The sequence below is a fragment of the Pantoea sp. JZ29 genome, assembly GCF_035190385.1.
GTDB classification, from domain to species: Bacteria; Pseudomonadota; Gammaproteobacteria; order Enterobacterales; family Enterobacteriaceae; genus Pantoea; species Pantoea stewartii.
Window position 1 is genome coordinate 2,871,145 of record NZ_CP045241.1, and the last position, 15,916, is coordinate 2,887,060.

Consider the following 15,916-nt stretch of genomic DNA (forward strand, 5'->3'; position numbering starts at 1 on the left):
TTAATTTACTCTTTGTTGCGACGTCATAAAAAGCATTATTTTCATTGTGGCGACAACGACCTGCAGAGAAAAGGATAAAAATACAGGGTAAGCAAACGCTTCGGGATAACTCAGGCGAGTGCAACAGAGGAAATAATAAGATTTTTCTTATATTTTTTCAATCATTTAACATAGCCATGATCAACAAATCTCACTCGATAAGTTGCGCCCGGCAACCTATTATGCTGAAAAAAAACGCAGATCATATCTTGTAAAACACGATGTCTTTTTCAGGCAATCACCACCGCATGTTTTCTGCAGTCAGGCAGGGAAAGTACCCCTTTTCTGGTACGCGTTTTACCCGGATCTTTTGGTCCTACAAAAGATGGCTTATGGCTCTGCGTCGTAGGGCAGACGGCCTTACAAGGCCTGTTGAACGGCCTGCATAACGGCACTGTCCGTCTTTACAGGCAAGACGCCTGGCGGATGGCGCAGACCGGTGACCGCTGTCATTTTGGCCTGGTGCGGGCTTGTACAGATAACTTATTTAATAAATAACGCATCTGAAAAGAGAAAAATAATTATTTAACGACACTGTCATCCTCCTTTATTTATGTACAGATAACTCAAATTTATCGCCCTGTTAAAACGGCATCATTCACCCAGTCAGGTAATAATAATGCAGTATACTCTCTCAATTTGGTCATTTAGCAGGCAATGAACGGTGATAACACCGGGTGAATGATTTAAATAACACTGACGCCATGAGAAAAAATAAGCAGATGTGACACCCTTTTTAAAACAGTAAAAAAGCAGAACAGAAGAAAATAATATTAAACCCACGACACAGTTTTACGGTGAAAGTAAAGGTTAACCTCACCTGCAATAACCCGCCCCCCGCATGCCCAGATGAAAATGTGTAGCATGCGCGCGATTATAATCAGGCCCAAGCGCATTACCAAAAAAGTTACAACCCGATCGCCATAATGCATGAAGTAATAGTGATTTCTGGCCAGGTTGTTGCCAGTTTTTTCCTGGCACCAACCGCTCGCCGTTAGCAAGCTGGTAGGCGGTAATATCCCAGGCATCCGCGCTGGCATGTTCACTCAGCCGTCCGGTGGCCTGATGATAGATGTTGCGGCAGGCATAACTTCCGACATGTTCAATTCGGGTCAGATCACTGCCAGACAGAAGTAACATTTGCTCGCGGCTGTAAGCCACGTACATTGTAGCCGCAACAGCCATTGGGCAACTGGCGAGGAAACTGCTGCTGAGCGAGACGGGCCCAAAATTTTGCAGCCTGAGGGGGCCGGACAACGGGCAGGCCCCTGTCACCGCCGGCCGTTGACTGAAACGTACAACGCCGGCCTGCTGTGCACGCTGCATCACGTCAAGACAGGCGGCGGGATCAGTTTGCAGTCTTTTGAGTTTTAATCGCGTCATCCAGCCCGGCGGATCCGTTACAGAGAGTGGCGTAAAGGGATTAAATTGCGCAGGAAGGTGCTGTTTTAACCATGGCAAACTCATCCACCCCACTCCGGTCATGATGATAAGCAGAACAAGTGTGCGCATAGAACCTCTGTAGCTGAAAGAAGCTGTACGGAGGTAGTGTAGAAGCACACGGCAGGATACGCTTAAAAGATGACACAGGGTGATGAAATATTACTTAATCTGACGTAAAAATCGCCAACGTTAAGTGAAAGCGCCGTTTTAATGCCAGCGTTGTCCGATATTGTTAAAAAACAATTACCGTTTTCATTAACACTTCCACTATCTTATGCCAAATTGCTCCCGGCAATCCGGTATTCTCAACAGCCACCAGAGCTGACACAACATCAAGACAGGAAAGACACTTTCATGGTTGATCAATCTACTCAAACGCAGGCGAGCTCACAGGGCGATGACACGCTGCGACGTAATCTTCATAACCGACACATCCAGCTCATCGCTATTGGCGGTGCGATTGGCACCGGTTTGTTCATGGGATCGGGTAAAACAATTAGTCTGGCAGGACCTTCGATCATTTTCGTTTACATGATCATCGGCTTCATGCTGTTTTTTGTCATGCGGGCAATGGGCGAATTACTGCTGTCGAATCTTGAGTATAAATCCTTTAGCGACTTTGCGGCTGACTTACTGGGTCCCTGGGCCGGCTACTTCACCGGCTGGACATACTGGTTCTGTTGGGTTGTTACCGGCATTGCCGACGTGGTGGCTATAAGCGCCTACTTCCAGCTCTGGTTTCCCGGCTTTTCGATCTGGATGAGCGCACTGCTATGTGTTTTTGTTTTCCTGGCCTTAAACATTGCCACGGTGAAATTATTTGGCGAGATGGAGTTCTGGTTTGCCATCATCAAGATCGTGGCGATTGTCGCGCTGATCATTACCGGCATTGTGTTGGTGTCCATTCATTACCCGTCGCCGGGTGGTGGCACCGCTGCACTGAGTAATATCTGGGATCACGGGGGGCTTTTCCCGAAAGGACTGAGCGGATTTTTTGCCGGATTCCAGATCGCCGTCTTTGCGTTTGTCGGTATCGAGCTGGTGGGTACAGCGGCGGCCGAAACGCATGACCCGCACAGGGTTTTACCGCGGGCCATTAATGCCATTCCGCTGCGCGTCATTATGTTCTATGTTCTGGCGCTGCTGGTGATTATGTCCGTTACCCCGTGGACCGAAGTGATGGCCGATCGCAGTCCGTTTGTGGAAATGTTCGTGCTCATTGGCCTGCCAGCTGCGGCCAGCATTGTTAACTTCGTGGTCCTGACGTCGGCGGCATCCTCAGCCAACAGCGGTATTTTCTCCACCAGCCGCATGCTGTATGGTCTGTCGCAGCAGGGCGTTGCCAGCCGTGCTTTTGGTCGTTTATCGTCACGCGCGGTGCCCACGACCGGCTTGTTCTTTTCCTGCTTCTGCCTGCTGTGTGGTGTGGCTCTGATTTACCTGATCCCGAATGTGATGACGGTCTTTACGCTGGTGACCACCGTGTCTGCCATTCTGTTTATGTTTGTGTGGACCATTATTCTGTGCAGTTACCTTGCATATCGCAAAAAATTTCCGGAACGTCATGCCGCCTCGACATTTAAAATGCCTTTAGGCAAATTCATGTGCTGGGCATGTATGGCGTTTTTTGTCTTTATACTGGTGCTGCTAACACTGCAGGAAGACACGCGACAGGCACTCATGGTCACGCCGTTGTGGTTTATCCTGCTCGCCGCAGGCTGGCAACTGCGTCGACGCACGCGTCGTTGATATAGAGACTGAAAAAAGCCCGACGCACGTCGGGCTTTTTTATAACCGCTCAAGTATACGACTGACGCCGCGGCGCAGGGCCCGTTCACCAGACGGCAGGCGCTGTGGCTGCAAATCAGGGCTTTCCGCCGTGCCCAAACCAAACGTAAACGTGTAATGGCTCCCTTCTCCCATGCGCAAATCTGCAATGGTGACCTGCCCGTCGCGCTCATCCATGGCATAAAAGCCATGGCTGAACCAGGCAACACGTTCTGCCAGCCAGTTTCCTTTAAACGGGACGAATAGCTCAGGATGACGCGGCCGCCACGTTACCGTGACAGGACGAGCAGGCGACAGCAAAGACCAGTAAGCCTCGCCATAGCGGTCAGGCGTGATGATGACGCTGCGCCAGACCAGCGTATTGAATGCCGTTGGGGTGACCAACACCTTGTCAGTCGCCACCCCCTGCTGTTCGAGTGAGTGTTTAATGTGTTCATCAGCCACCTGCTGAATGACTATACTCCAGGCGAGGTAGCCGGTACTGAGTGCCAGCCCCGCGTGATTCCAGCGTAATCCCCGTCTGTTACGCCGCCACAAAGCGACACAGAGCCCGATGATAAGCGGCAACGTATAAAGCGGATCGACGATGTACATGCTGCCAATCGCATAAGGATGATCGGTGAGAGGCAGCCCAAGCTGAGTGCCATAGACTGTCATCAAATCAAGAAGGGGATGCGTGATCAGCGCCAGCCAAATAGCAGGCCACCAGGCGATCCATGTCACGCCGGATTTGAACAGCCGCGCGACCAGCGCGGCGAGCAACGGTGAACACAACGTCAGATAGAGTAAGGCATGGCTTTCAGTCCGGTGCAGCGTCATGTTGCGGATAGCATCACCGTGGTCGATAAACACATCCAGATCGGGCAATGTGCCACTGATTGCGCCTACCGCCGCGGCTTGCCAGGCAGGTACGCGCCGCCCCATCACAGCCAGCGCCACGGATGCGCCCAGAACACATTGTGAAACAGAATCCATCACGCCACTCCCTTGTCTGTTACAGGGCTGAGTTTGATCGCGTTTTATTAACGAACGCGAATGCCTTCAATAATAATGCGCTGAACGTTCTCCACCGTTTCCTCGAAGAAAACAGGATTGCTGAGCTGATTTCCCGTGATCGCTTCGACCTGGCTGGCAAAGTCAGCATAATGCTGTGTCGTCGCCCACAGCATAAAGATCAGATGCTGAGGCGCAATCGCCGCCAGCCGTCCTTCAGCTATCCAGCGCTCAATTATCGCTGTTTTGTCGTCCATCAACGTCTTCAGATCGCCGGCCAGTTCACCTTTCAGCAAGGGCGCACCCTGCAGCATTTCCAGGCAAAACAACTTTGATGCCTGTGGATAATCGCGAGAAACCTCCAGCTTAAGGCGAATATACTGACGCACGGCGCGCAACGGCTCCTGCTCGTAAGTCAGGGCACGTAGCGGTGCCAGCCAGACATCCAGGATCTCTTTTAATACGGCAATATAAAGCGCTTCTTTAGAGGGATAGTAGTACAGCAAGTTGGTTTTGGAGACGCCAGCCTGCTCCGCGACTTTCTCCAGCCGCGTCCCGTGAATACCAAACTGGGAAAAACAGGTCAGGGCAGCCTGCAAAATTGCCGCACGTTTCGCTGCAACGGCGACCGCACGACGCGTTGGCCCGGGCGTAGCCTTTTTCATACGTTTCTCCTTCACGTTACCGTTACGCATCACGGCAACAGACTGTTTTCAGGCGGTAACGTGCCGACAGCTGTGATATACGGCGCAGAGAAAGGGCCACACTGACAGGGCCATAAGCACTTATTCTCGCGCCACTATTCATCGGAAGAGGCCGATGGCATGCTACGTTTCCAGCGCAACTCGCTGACAATGACCCCGCAGACAATCAGGATACCGCCAAGAATAGCAGCGGCCGGCAGACGCTCGCCTGCTAAACGCCCCACCACACCCGCCCAGACCGGTTCACCGGCATAAATGACCGTGGCGCGTGTCGGTGATACGCTGCGTTGAGCCCAGTTCATTGTTACCTGTATCAGCGCACTGGCTGCGCCGAGCCCGACCGCGCTGACTAACAGCGGGGTCGATAACGCAGGCACGGATTCACCATTCGGGATCATAAAGCAGAAGGCACACAGTGAAGCGACAGTCAGTTGAATGAAGGTCACCCGACGCACATCAACCTGACCGGCATAACGACTGATAAGAATGATTTCTCCGGCAATAGCCAGCGTGCTGAGTAACGTCGCGGCCTCCCCTTGATTCAGCGCAATTCGGCCATCCTGCGGCCCCGCGACCAGAATCAATCCGCAGAACGCCAGTGAAATACCCAACCACGCCATCAGTTTTGGCGGACGGCGCAGAAACAGCCACTGCAACAGCGGCACCACGGGAACATAAAGCGCGGTGAGAAACGCTGACTGACTGCTGGATATCGTCTGCATGCCCCAGGTTTGTAAGCCGTAGCCCCCCGCAATCGTGAGGCCGATCATCGTGCCCGCTTTGACTTCGCGCCAACAGACAGCAGCAAGATAGCGGCGGAAAAAAAACGCCAGTAACAGCGCAGCGGTAGCAAAGCGTAAACCGACAAAGTAGAACGGGCCTGAATAATGCATCGCCTGATGCACGACCAGAAACGTTCCCCCCCAGATTACTGTAATAAAAATAAGGACCAGTTCCTGACGCGTAATACCGACGGTCAGTTTGCGAGTCGTATCCGACATAATTCACCTGTATCTGTTTTCAGGCGCTATTGTGATCAGTGCTCCGGGCGAATGCAATTCCGTTTGCTGCCGCGTGACTGTCGCCTCGCATCAGGCGGCACCCCGTCGCCTGACACGGTCTGGGCTGGAGCGATAACAGGTGAACATACCTGCACCGGTTTGCGATCTTCTGATACATGAACGTCCAGAGCCACATCGCTTCACGTGAGGCGGCTTGATGTTCATCGAAGGATATGTGCGTGAAAGCCTGTGTGACATTCCACCTTTTAGGTCTCTGGATCGCTGAAAATTACATTTAGAAACAGACTCTACGCTAAGAATTGACTTAAAAGACGATGATTAATCCTTAAAAAAAACCATTCTCAGTATTTTCAGTGTCGTTACGCTGACTGTCTGACCGGTGATTTCTCACAGTCAGGTAAAGCTCTTCTATACTTTTCGATGTGTTGACTAACTCCCGGAGAGATCAATGGCTAAGATTCTGGTGCTTTACTATTCAATGTATGGACACGTTGAAACCATGGCGAACGCTGTCGCGGAAGGCGCACGTAAGGTGCCTGGCGCCCAGGTAGATGTGATGCGCGTCCCTGAAACCATGGATGCACAACGCTTTGCGGAAGTTGGTGGTAAAACTCAGCAATCCGCGCCTGAAGCGACGCCAGAGATACTGCCTGACTACGATGCCATCATCGTGGGCACCCCTACCCGTTTCGGCAACATGTCAGGGCAGATGCGAACATTCTGGGACCGGACAGGCGGCCTGTGGGCCTCTGGCGCGCTCTACGGCAAAATTGCCAGCGTCTTTACCTCCACCGGTACCGGAGGAGGACAGGAACAAACCATTACGTCTGTCTGGACCACCCTCGCCCACCACGGCATGGTCATCGTGCCTATCGGCTATGGTACCAAAGAGATGTTTGACATTTCTGAGGTCCGCGGCGGTACGCCTTATGGTGCCACTACGCTGGCCGGTGGTGACGGTTCACGTCAGCCAACCCAGGAAGAATTGATTATTGCCCGTTTCCAGGGCGAACACGTTGCCGGGCTGGCAGCAAAACTTAAGGACTAACCTTTCAGAAGGAGATCAGTATGTCGACGAATCAGTCAAAAGCACATCACGTAGGTGAATGGGCCAGTTTGCGTCACACCTCGCCCGAAATTGCCGAGGCCATTTTTGAAGTCGCAAACTATGACGAGCGCCTGGCGGAAGAGATCTGGCGTCAACAGGGAAGCGATGACGTATTAATCCGCGCGTTTGAAAAAACCGATCAGGACGTCCTCACGTGGGACGACAAAACGGTTGAGCGAAAGAACGTCTGACGGCATGGCGGGCCTGGCCCCGCCCTTTTTTTATCGTTGACCACGGAGAATTCTATGTCTTCCTATCAAAGCATCAACCCGGCAAACAATCAGTTAATGAAAAGCTGGCCTTCCCATGACAGCGCGGCCGTGACGCAAGCGCTGGAAACGGCGGATCGGCTGTTCCACTCTGACTGGAGTAAAGGCGCTATTCAGCCACGACTTCAGGTATTGAAAAAACTGGCTGATCTGATTGATGACCGTGCGGAAGAACTGGCGACTATTGCCAGTAAAGAGATGGGCAAGCTGATTGGCCAAAGCCGTGGCGAAGTCAAAATCTGCGCGCAAATCGCCCGCTATTACGCTGAGCATGCAGAACGCATCCTGAAGCCACAACCTTATGAAAGTGAGTTGGGCGATGCCTGGGTTGAGTATCATCCCATTGGTGTGCTGGTTGCGGTCGAACCGTGGAACTTCCCCTACTACCAACTGATGCGCGTGCTGGCACCAAATCTGGCACTGGGTAATCCGGTACTGGCTAAACACGCCAACATCGTGCCGCATTGTGCCGATGTCTTCGAAAAGCTGGTGAAGGAAGCGGGCGCGCCTGAGGGTGCCTGGACCAACCTGTTTATCTCTACCGATCAGGTTGCGGAACTGATTGCCGATGACCGGGTACAGGGCGTGGCTCTGACAGGATCCGAACGGGCGGGAAGCGCCGTTGCTGAACAGGCCGGTAAGCATTTGAAAAAATCCACGCTGGAGTTGGGCGGCAATGACGTCTTTGTGGTCACGGAGGATGCCGATCTGGATGAAGCCGTTCGTCAGGGCGTGCAGGCGCGGCTGAGCAACTGCGGTCAGGTCTGTACAGCAGCCAAGCGTTTTATTCTGAACGAGAAGATTGCGGATACCTTTATCGATAAATTCAGTGCGGCGCTTAACGCAGCGGTGTTGGGCGATCCGCTGGATGAGAAAACCACTCTGGGACCGCTTTCGTCGGCTGATGCGCGCGATCGTCTGGTTAAACAGGTTGATGAAGCCGTCGCAAACGGCGCTAAGCTGGTCACAGGTGGTAAAGCGGTGGCGGGCGTAGGGTGCTATTACCAGCCCACGCTGCTTACCCATATCACCCGCGATAACCCTGCCTATTTTCAGGAGTTTTTTGGCCCGGTGGCGCAGGTTTATGTGGTCGCCAATGATGACGAGGCGGTGGCCCTGGCCAATGATTCACACTATGGGCTGGGCGGTTCCGTGTGGACACGCGATATTGCGCGTGGCCGTAAGCTGGCCTCCGCCATTGAAACGGGCATGGTGTTCATCAACTCGCAGAGCGACACCTCTGCGGAGCTGCCTTTCGGCGGTGTGAAGCGTTCTGGCTACGGACGCGAACTTTCCGATCTGGGTATCAAAGAGTTTGCGAACCAGAAACTGGTGGTTGTGGCCGGATAAGCGCAGCCTGAAGCGTAAAAAAAACCCCGTCTTAACGGGGTTTTTTGTTTTCAGTGACCGAAAGCTATTAGTTGGCTGCAGCGGGCTGCTTCGCAGGACTGTTATCCGTTTTATTTTGCGCGTTGGCGGCGTTTTCCGCTTTGGCTTTGTCATCCGCCGCTTTCTGGGCAGCAGCCTTATCAGCGCTGGCCTTCTCATCCGCCGCCTTTTGCGCAGCGGCTTTATCCGCGGCTGCTTTATCAGCTTTCGCTTTCTCGTCAGCCGCTTTGTCCGCCTTTACCTTATCGTCAGCCGCTTTCTGGGCAGCAGCGCTATCAGCCGTCGCCTTATCGGCGCTGGCTTTATTGTCAGCTTTTGACTCCGCAGGATTCGCCCCGCCCGCGTTGGCACTGGCCGCTGGCTGCTCTGCCGCCGCCGGTTGCAACGCGGTTCCCTGCAGCGCGCTGTTCAGCACCTGGGTAAACTGCTCCCAGCTGCAGTAACCGTTCGCGTCAGTCGGACAACCCGCCAGTTGCAGGGTGACGCGCTTCGGTGGCGTTTTCAGACTTAACACCTGGGCATCGCGCAACTGATCGGCGGTCTGATACACGTATTCCATCTTCAGCAGGTCTTTGTTGTTTTTGGCATCATGCCAGCGTTCAAACACCACCTGTCCACCGATGGGCGTTTTCTCATAGGTCTCTGGCAGATCATAAGGTTTGACCTGTAAGGCGCTCAACAATGACGCTATGTTGGAGTCATGCCCTACCATCAGGGTCACTTTGGGTGAGTCAGCTTTATCCTGATCGATGAGCTGGCTGCGGATATAGTCCACCAGCGGAGCCGCGACGTTGCGTGCCACATCTGGTGTGGTAAACAGCGTGTCCTGATAACCGTTTTTGATCGCTGACAGTGACTGCCACTGCTCAGGGGTTTTAATTTGCCCCCAGGCAACCTGATCCAGCGGGAAGCCTTCGTAATATTGCAGCGTAAAGGCATCCATAAGGGAATTCCCCACTTTCAGCGGTCCGTTCACGCCAGGCTCTTTGCCGTTTTCAACAATAAAGGTATTTTGCCCACTGCTCAGATCGCACTGCTTTTTGTTATTACAGGCCGGAGAAGACTTGTAGTCGACAATTTTGTCCAGACGCTGATACGCTGGCTTCAGGGCCAGCTTCTCATTAGCGGCAGTCATGTCCGCCAGCGCTTTTTTGATGAATTCTTCATTGCCGTCGGTGATCACGGGATTAAATACCGGATCCATGCTGCCCATTTCATCCTGATGGGTCACCGTAATATCACAGCCCGGGAAGGCACCATTTACAAAAAACTGGGCCGTCGCTACGGTACGTTGCAGGCTGTTTGCGTAGACAAACACACTGTTGCTGTCCGGACAGGCGCCGTTCTTCACCAGGCCCTGCTGCGCAAGCCACTGGCGCGTGTAGTTACCCATATAGACTTCCAGCACGCCACCTTTGGTGGTCAGTTGCCCGCCGGGCACTTCCCACTCTGGCCAGCTTTTTTTGGTGGACTGTGCCAGTACGCTACCGTTATCCGCAAGCGGCGCACGCAGATTATGGCGGCTAAACATCAGTACCTGCTGGAGCTGCATCTCGTTATCCGCGGCGTGGGCCAGCGTCCCGATCGGTAATGCAGCGAGTACCGACAATGCGCAAAGACTCAGTTTCTTGATCATTGTGCCTATTCCATTCATTCAGTAAAAAAACACTCTGGCTATCAACCGATTAGCTCGCCATAGAGCGATGTGACGGATAGTGTAACTCAGCTTGCCCCTGAAAAGCGCCAGGTGACAGTAAAAACAATTACTGGACTATAGCAGAGATACCGGACGCGGGTAAAAACAGTCCAGTTTACTGAAAAGGCAGGGATAATAATGAAGAAATGTGTCAGGCACGTAAAACGAAACAGGCCAGCACGCTGTGCTGGCCTGTGAATGTGGCGGAGGAAGAGAGATTCGAACTCTCGGATGGTTTCCCATCGGCGGTTTTCAAGACCGCTGCCTTAAGCCGCTCGGCCATCCCTCCGGGTTGTCATACTACTGCAAAGGCAAGATGCGATAACGCTGTCTTGCCACTTCACTCTTAAAGAGATGAAGTGGCGGAGGAGGAGAGATTCGAACTCTCGGATGGTTTCCCATCGGCGGTTTTCAAGACCGCTGCCTTAAGCCGCTCGGCCACCCCTCCGCAATGACGCGCACTATAAACATCCCCTATGGAGATGTAAAGCCTGTGATAATCCGTTCGCCTGAAAAACAGTCAAAAAAGCGTTATTCGTTGTCAAAATCGCCAGTGTGCTCAAAGAATTAGCGTTTTTTTCGCGTAAAGAAGGGTAAAACCTCTTTTCCCGCTTTATCGCGCTGCGTATTCTCAACGCATATTTGGTGTTCTGCCTTACAGGAGCGCAACATGGACAGAATAGTTTCATCATCATCGCGACAGTCATTACTGAGTACGCACAAGGTCCTGCGTAACACCTATTTTCTGCTGGGCCTGACCCTCGCCTTTTCCGCGCTGACCGCAACAGCGAGTACACTGCTGGCCCTGCCCGCCCCGGGTTTGATCCTGATGCTGGTGGGCTTCTATGGTCTGATGTTCCTGACCTACCGTCTGGCTGACAGCCCGGCGGGAATTTTAGCTGCTTTCGCATTTACGGGCTTCCTGGGCTACTGTCTGGGTCCTATCCTGAGCACCTATCTGGCCGCAGGGATGGGTGACGTGATCGCCCTGGCGCTCGGCGGAACGGCACTGGTGTTTTTCTGCTGCTCTGCCTATGTGCTGACGACAGGACGGGATATGTCCTTCCTTGGCGGCATGATGATGGCGGGCTTTGTCGTGTTACTGGTCGCCGTGGTGGCGAACCTGTTCCTGCACTTGCCAGCGCTGCAACTGGCGATTAGCGCCCTGTTCATTCTGTTCTCGGCGGGGGCTATTTTGTGGGAAACCAGCAACATCATTCATGGCGGCGAAACCAACTATATTCGTGCAACGGTCAGCCTGTATGTTTCCCTCTATAACATCTTCGTGAGCCTGTTAAGCATCCTGGGTTTCTCACGCAGTAACTAACGCACTGCATGTAAACTGAAAACCCCGCTCAGGCGGGGTTTTTGCTTTTTCTGTGAGGCCAGTTTGGTAAACTGCAGCCCGAACGAATCTGAGGATGCACTATGAATTACAACGGTGACGAAATTGCTGTCGATGCCGAAGGTTATCTGAAAAACCATCAGGACTGGAGCGAAGGCCTGGCGCTGCAGATTGCGGCAGAAGAAGCCATCACCATGACAGATGCCCATTGGGAAGTCGTGCGCTTCGTGCGCGACTTTTATCTGGAATTTAATACTTCCCCCGCCGTAAGAATGCTGGTGAAGGCGATGGCAAAAAAGTATGGCGAAGAAAAAGGAAACAGCCGTTACCTGTTTCGCCTTTTCCCCGAGGGCCCTGCTAAGCAGGCAACCAAAATTGCCGGTCTGCCAAAACCGGCAAAATGCCTGTAATCAACCCGTGGTGAAGCCGTGCGGCATGTCAGCGGCATGATGCGGCTCCACCAGGACCTTTTCTACACGGGCTGTGCGCGGCCCGCCCGCTTTTAACCAGTCGAGTAATGCATTGACCTGTTCGGTATCGCCGCAGGCCAGGACTTCCACACGACCATCTTCAAGGTTCCGTGCGTAACCCTGCACGTTAAGTGTATTTGCTTTCGCCTGGGTGCTGTAACGGAAACCCACGCCCTGCACCGTGCCCTGTACCCAGGCTTTGTAACAGACCTTCGCCATGGCCTTCTCCTGCCTTTCGTTGCAATTTGCCGTTATCCACTGGACAATAGCGCCTCATTTTTTCAGGTAAGCATAGCAAATATGACCGTTCGATTGATTCTCGCGAAGGGACGTGAAAAGTCCCTGCTCCGTCGCCATCCCTGGGTTTTCTCTGGGGCCGTTGCTCGTCTGGAAGGCAAAGCGCAACAAGGTGAAACCATTGATGTCTGTGACAGTAATGGCAAATGGCTGGCTCGCGCCGCCTATTCACCGCAGTCACAGATTCGCGCCCGCGTCTGGAGCTGGCAGCAGGACGAATCCATTGATATCGCCTTTTTCGTGCGGCGTTTTCAGCACGCGCTGGTCTGGCGTGAATGGCTGGCTGAGCGCGATGGGCTGGACAGCTATCGCCTGATCGCTGGCGAGTCGGATGGTCTGCCTGGCGTGACTATTGACCGTTTCGGACGCTTTCTGGTGCTGCAGTTATTATCCGCCGGCGCAGAATACCAACGCCCCGCTATCATTTCAGCGCTGCAGCAGTGCTTTCCGGATTGTGCTATCTACGATCGATCTGATGTCGCTGTCCGTAAAAAAGAAGGGCTGGAACTGGCGCAGGGCACCGTTACCGGTGAGTATCCTCCCGCACTCTTGCCGATCACCGAACACGATATGAAACTGCTGGTGGATATTCAGGGTGGGCATAAAACAGGCTATTACCTTGACCAGCGCGACAGCCGTTATGCCACACGGCGCTATGCCAAAGATGCTCGCGTGCTTAACTGTTTCTCCTACACCGGTGGCTTTGCCGTATCAGCGCTAATCGGCGGTTGTCAGGAAGTTATCAGCGTAGATACGTCTCAGGACGCGCTGGATGTTGCACGACAAAACGTTGAGCTGAATAAGCTGGATCTCGCGCGTGCTAAATTTCAGCGCGATGATGTCTTTAAACTGCTGCGCCGCTACCGTGATGAGGGTGAAAAATTTGATCTCATCATTATGGATCCGCCTAAGTTCGTGGAGAATAAAAGCCAGCTCATGGGAGCCTGCCGGGGCTATAAAGACATTAACATGCTGGCCATTCAGTTACTGAATCCCGGCGGAATATTGATGACCTTCTCCTGTTCGGGCTTAATGGCTACCGACCTTTTCCAGAAAATCATCGCAGATGCCGCACTGGATGCCGGCCGTGACGTGCAGTTTGTTGAACAGTTCCGCCAGGCGGCCGATCATCCCGTGATTGCAACCTATCCTGAAGGACTTTACCTGAAAGGCTTCGCCTGCCGCGTCATGTGACTTGAAATGACTGTCCCTGCCCCCATATAACAGGCAAGACAGTTTTTTTCGGAGGTCATCATGATTGCCAGTAAATTTGGTATTGGTCAGCAGGTTCGTCATCGCCTCTCCGGCGTGCTGGGTGTCATTGTCGATGTCGATCCTGAATACGCGTTAGATGAGCCGCACCTGGATGAAATTGGTGCCGCCGATACCATGCGCAGTGCGCCCTGGTATCATGTGGTGATGGAAGATGAACAAGGCAGTCAGGTTCATACCTATGTGGCTGAAATTCAGTTGGCCGGTGAAACCAGCCCGGAACATCCTGAGCAGCCCTCAATGGATGAACTGGCCGCCTCGGTACGTAAACAGCTTCAGGCTCCTCATCTGCGCCATTAACAGCGGGCGGCAACGGTGTTGCCGCGCCTGATATTAGTGTCCCAGCCCCAGTCTCGGGATCTCAATTTTGGGGCAACGATCCATAATCACCGTCATTCCCGCATCCTGGGCCAGCACGGCGGCCTGCTCATTGATTACCCCAATTTGTAACCAGAGCGAATCGGCTCCGGCAGCGATGGCTTCCTGAGCCACTTCCCATGCTGCCTCTGAATTGCGGAACACATCCACCATATCGATTTTTCCCGGCACCTCTGCCAGCGATCCATAGGCTGTCTGCCCTAACAGGGTTTTGCCTGCCAGCTTCGGACTCACCGGAATAACCTCATAGCCTTGATCAAGCAGATACTTCATTACGCCATAACTGGGGCGTTCCGGACGATCACTCGCCCCCACCAACGCGATGCGTTTTGTCCGGGTCAGTACGTCACGAATAGTCTGATCATTCATGTCCATCTCCTTTCACTTTAATCTTTAGTGTAGATGAGGCGTTACAGAGTTCGCTCCTGGCGTAAAGACATATTGTGCCGCTTCGCTCGAATATATATGTATAATTGTAAACTTAATGCCATAATGTAAAAAATTGCTACATCCACCCACTTTTGACCGGAGTCGAAATGAAGCTTTCAATGGCTGTAACGGGGTTTATTGCCCTCCTCGTTTCGGCGTCCTGTTCTGCAATTACGTTAAAACTTGATCCGCAGATTACGCTAATGGTACTGGACGGGCGTAAGATTTCAGGCTCTCTCTTGAAAGGGGCCGACAGCCTGGAGCTTGAACGGGGTCAACATCAATTTTTATTTCGGGTAGAACAACCGGCAGATCCGCGTAAGACGGCGCTACCGGGCTACCAGTCCGTGCCCATGATCGTGGCATTCACTGCGGCGGCAAAAACCATCACGATTCGCCTGCCACCGCTGACCAGTGCACGCGAGCGACATAACTTCGACCGAACGCTGGCCTTCAGGCTGGTGGACGAGAAGGGCAAAGAAATATTCAGCGTGCGCGATCGGCTGCCCACCAGCCCGGGCGTGGACATCGAAAAAGCCATGGTTAAGTATAATCGCATGGGCCTGGCGGCCTCTGTGCCGCAATTCGCGAATCTTACCGCGCCCTCTCCTTCTGCCCAACTGACGGCGGACCTCGCCTGGTCCGTTCAGAGCACAACGCCTTCAATTCAGCGCTGGTTTGAACGTTTTGATGAAGCAACCCGCCAGCAATTTATCAATCTGGTCAAAATGCTGCGGGCAAGTTGATAGACAGAAAGCGTACAAGGTAAACTGCGGCAACGGGCTGTTGGGCTCACTGGCATCAGGATGCTGTTATGGACTACACCGTACGAACGCTTGGTCAACAAAAACATATCGCGCTGGTCGCCCATGACCATTGCAAAGCTTCTCTGCTGGACTGGGTTACACGAAACCAATCCGCACTTGAACCCCATATTCTTTACGCAACCGGGACGACCGGTAATCTCATCAACCGTCACACCGGTCTGAACGTGAACGCGATGCTCAGTGGCCCGATGGGCGGCGATCAACAGGTCGGTGCGCTCATTGCCGAAGGCAAAATAGATGCGCTGATGTTTTTCTGGGATCCGCTTAATGCCGTGCCCCACGATCCTGATGTTAAGGCCCTGCTTCGTCTGGCGACAGTGTGGAATATTCCGGTCGCCACCAATCGGGCAACGGCCGATTTTATTATTCAGTCACCGCTTTTTTCGCAGACAGTGGACGTGCGAATCCCGGATTACGCACGCTACCTTGCCGAACGCCTGAACTGAT

17 protein-coding genes and 2 tRNA genes are annotated in these 15,916 nt (G+C 53.1%); 10 read left to right on the forward strand and 9 right to left on the reverse strand.

Annotated features, from left to right (window positions below):
• Nucleotides 1–855 precede the first annotated feature (855 nt).
• Entirely contained in the window at nt 856–1,551 is a 696-nt protein-coding gene (locus GC090_RS13385) for an extensin-like domain-containing protein (RefSeq protein WP_006118770.1), read from the reverse strand.
• A 285-nt stretch (nt 1,552–1,836) separates the two neighbouring features.
• Here GC090_RS13385 and cycA point away from each other — a divergent pair, with 285 nt between their 5' ends.
• Complete coding sequence (gene cycA, locus GC090_RS13390) at nt 1,837–3,231, forward strand: D-serine/D-alanine/glycine transporter (protein ID WP_039341206.1); 1,395 nt, start codon at nt 1,837–1,839, stop codon at nt 3,229–3,231.
• A gap of 39 nt (nt 3,232–3,270) precedes the next feature.
• Here the strand turns inward: cycA and GC090_RS13395 are convergent, their stop codons facing one another.
• The 3 genes from GC090_RS13395 to GC090_RS13405 all read right to left on the reverse strand — a co-directional run bounded on the left by GC090_RS13395 (nt 3,271) and on the right by GC090_RS13405 (nt 5,968).
• The gene (locus tag GC090_RS13395) at nt 3,271–4,245 is read right to left on the reverse strand and encodes a metal-dependent hydrolase (RefSeq protein ID WP_172912329.1); all 975 of its coding nucleotides are present in this window, start codon (nt 4,243–4,245) and stop codon (nt 3,271–3,273) included.
• A 47-nt stretch (nt 4,246–4,292) separates the two neighbouring features.
• Nucleotides 4,293–4,928, reverse strand: a complete 636-nt coding sequence (gene rutR / locus GC090_RS13400) for an HTH-type transcriptional regulator RutR (protein WP_033737596.1) — start codon at nt 4,926–4,928, stop codon at nt 4,293–4,295.
• Between the two features lie 134 nt (nt 4,929–5,062).
• Entirely contained in the window at nt 5,063–5,968 is a 906-nt protein-coding gene (locus GC090_RS13405; protein ID WP_324020068.1) for a DMT family transporter, read from the reverse strand.
• Nucleotides 5,969–6,437: 469 nt separating this feature from the next.
• On the opposite strand from GC090_RS13405, the gene wrbA reads away from it, so the two are divergent.
• Genes wrbA through GC090_RS13420 form a run of 3 tightly spaced genes read left to right on the forward strand, consistent with a single transcriptional unit; the run spans nt 6,438 to nt 8,716 of the window.
• Complete coding sequence (wrbA, locus tag GC090_RS13410) at nt 6,438–7,037, forward strand: NAD(P)H:quinone oxidoreductase (protein ID WP_006118683.1); 600 nt, start codon at nt 6,438–6,440, stop codon at nt 7,035–7,037.
• Between the two features lie 20 nt (nt 7,038–7,057).
• Nucleotides 7,058–7,288: a YccJ family protein gene (locus GC090_RS13415; RefSeq protein ID WP_006118682.1), complete on the forward strand. Its 231-nt coding sequence runs from the start codon at nt 7,058–7,060 to the stop codon at nt 7,286–7,288.
• 54 nt (nt 7,289–7,342) lie between these two features.
• Nucleotides 7,343–8,716: an NAD-dependent succinate-semialdehyde dehydrogenase gene (locus tag GC090_RS13420; RefSeq protein WP_110267822.1), complete on the forward strand. Its 1,374-nt coding sequence runs from the start codon at nt 7,343–7,345 to the stop codon at nt 8,714–8,716.
• A gap of 67 nt (nt 8,717–8,783) precedes the next feature.
• On the opposite strand, the gene agp is transcribed toward GC090_RS13420, so the two are convergent.
• From agp to GC090_RS13435, 3 genes are all read right to left on the reverse strand, one after another.
• On the reverse strand, nt 8,784–10,391 hold the full coding sequence (gene agp, locus GC090_RS13425; RefSeq protein ID WP_324020071.1) for a bifunctional glucose-1-phosphatase/inositol phosphatase: 1,608 nt from the start codon (nt 10,389–10,391) through the stop codon (nt 8,784–8,786).
• A 261-nt stretch (nt 10,392–10,652) separates the two neighbouring features.
• Nucleotides 10,653–10,740: transfer RNA gene (locus GC090_RS13430), tRNA-Ser, on the reverse strand.
• A gap of 71 nt (nt 10,741–10,811) precedes the next feature.
• Nucleotides 10,812–10,899: transfer RNA gene (locus tag GC090_RS13435), tRNA-Ser, on the reverse strand.
• A 222-nt stretch (nt 10,900–11,121) separates the two neighbouring features.
• Here GC090_RS13435 and yccA point away from each other — a divergent pair.
• Nucleotides 11,122–11,778: an FtsH protease modulator YccA gene (yccA, locus tag GC090_RS13440; RefSeq protein ID WP_133745120.1), complete on the forward strand. Its 657-nt coding sequence runs from the start codon at nt 11,122–11,124 to the stop codon at nt 11,776–11,778.
• A 101-nt stretch (nt 11,779–11,879) separates the two neighbouring features.
• Nucleotides 11,880–12,206 (forward strand): sulfurtransferase TusE, encoded by a 327-nt coding sequence (tusE, locus tag GC090_RS13445; RefSeq protein ID WP_006118678.1) that lies wholly within the window; start codon nt 11,880–11,882, stop codon nt 12,204–12,206.
• Here tusE and yccX read toward each other — a convergent pair whose 3' ends face one another.
• Entirely contained in the window at nt 12,207–12,485 is a 279-nt protein-coding gene (gene yccX / locus GC090_RS13450) for an acylphosphatase (protein ID WP_205950001.1), read from the reverse strand.
• 81 nt (nt 12,486–12,566) lie between these two features.
• On the opposite strand from yccX, the gene rlmI reads away from it, so the two are divergent.
• Nucleotides 12,567–13,757, forward strand: coding sequence for a 23S rRNA (cytosine(1962)-C(5))-methyltransferase RlmI (rlmI, locus tag GC090_RS13455; protein ID WP_033737601.1), 1,191 nt, complete (start codon nt 12,567–12,569; stop codon nt 13,755–13,757).
• A 60-nt stretch (nt 13,758–13,817) separates the two neighbouring features.
• On the forward strand, nt 13,818–14,135 hold the full coding sequence (gene hspQ, locus GC090_RS13460; RefSeq protein ID WP_006118675.1) for a heat shock protein HspQ: 318 nt from the start codon (nt 13,818–13,820) through the stop codon (nt 14,133–14,135).
• Between the two features lie 33 nt (nt 14,136–14,168).
• Here the strand turns inward: hspQ and GC090_RS13465 are convergent, their stop codons facing one another.
• Nucleotides 14,169–14,582 carry a CoA-binding protein gene (locus tag GC090_RS13465; RefSeq protein ID WP_033737602.1) on the reverse strand — a complete coding sequence of 138 codons (414 nt, stop codon included), beginning with the start codon at nt 14,580–14,582 and terminating at the stop codon, nt 14,169–14,171.
• 167 nt (nt 14,583–14,749) lie between these two features.
• On the opposite strand from GC090_RS13465, the gene GC090_RS13470 reads away from it, so the two are divergent.
• Nucleotides 14,750–15,388 (forward strand): YccT family protein, encoded by a 639-nt coding sequence (locus GC090_RS13470; RefSeq protein ID WP_006118673.1) that lies wholly within the window; start codon nt 14,750–14,752, stop codon nt 15,386–15,388.
• 68 nt (nt 15,389–15,456) lie between these two features.
• A complete protein-coding gene (mgsA, locus tag GC090_RS13475; RefSeq protein WP_039341234.1) occupies nt 15,457–15,915 on the forward strand; it encodes a methylglyoxal synthase in 459 nt (152 codons plus the stop codon).
• Nucleotide 15,916: the final 1 nt, after the last annotated feature.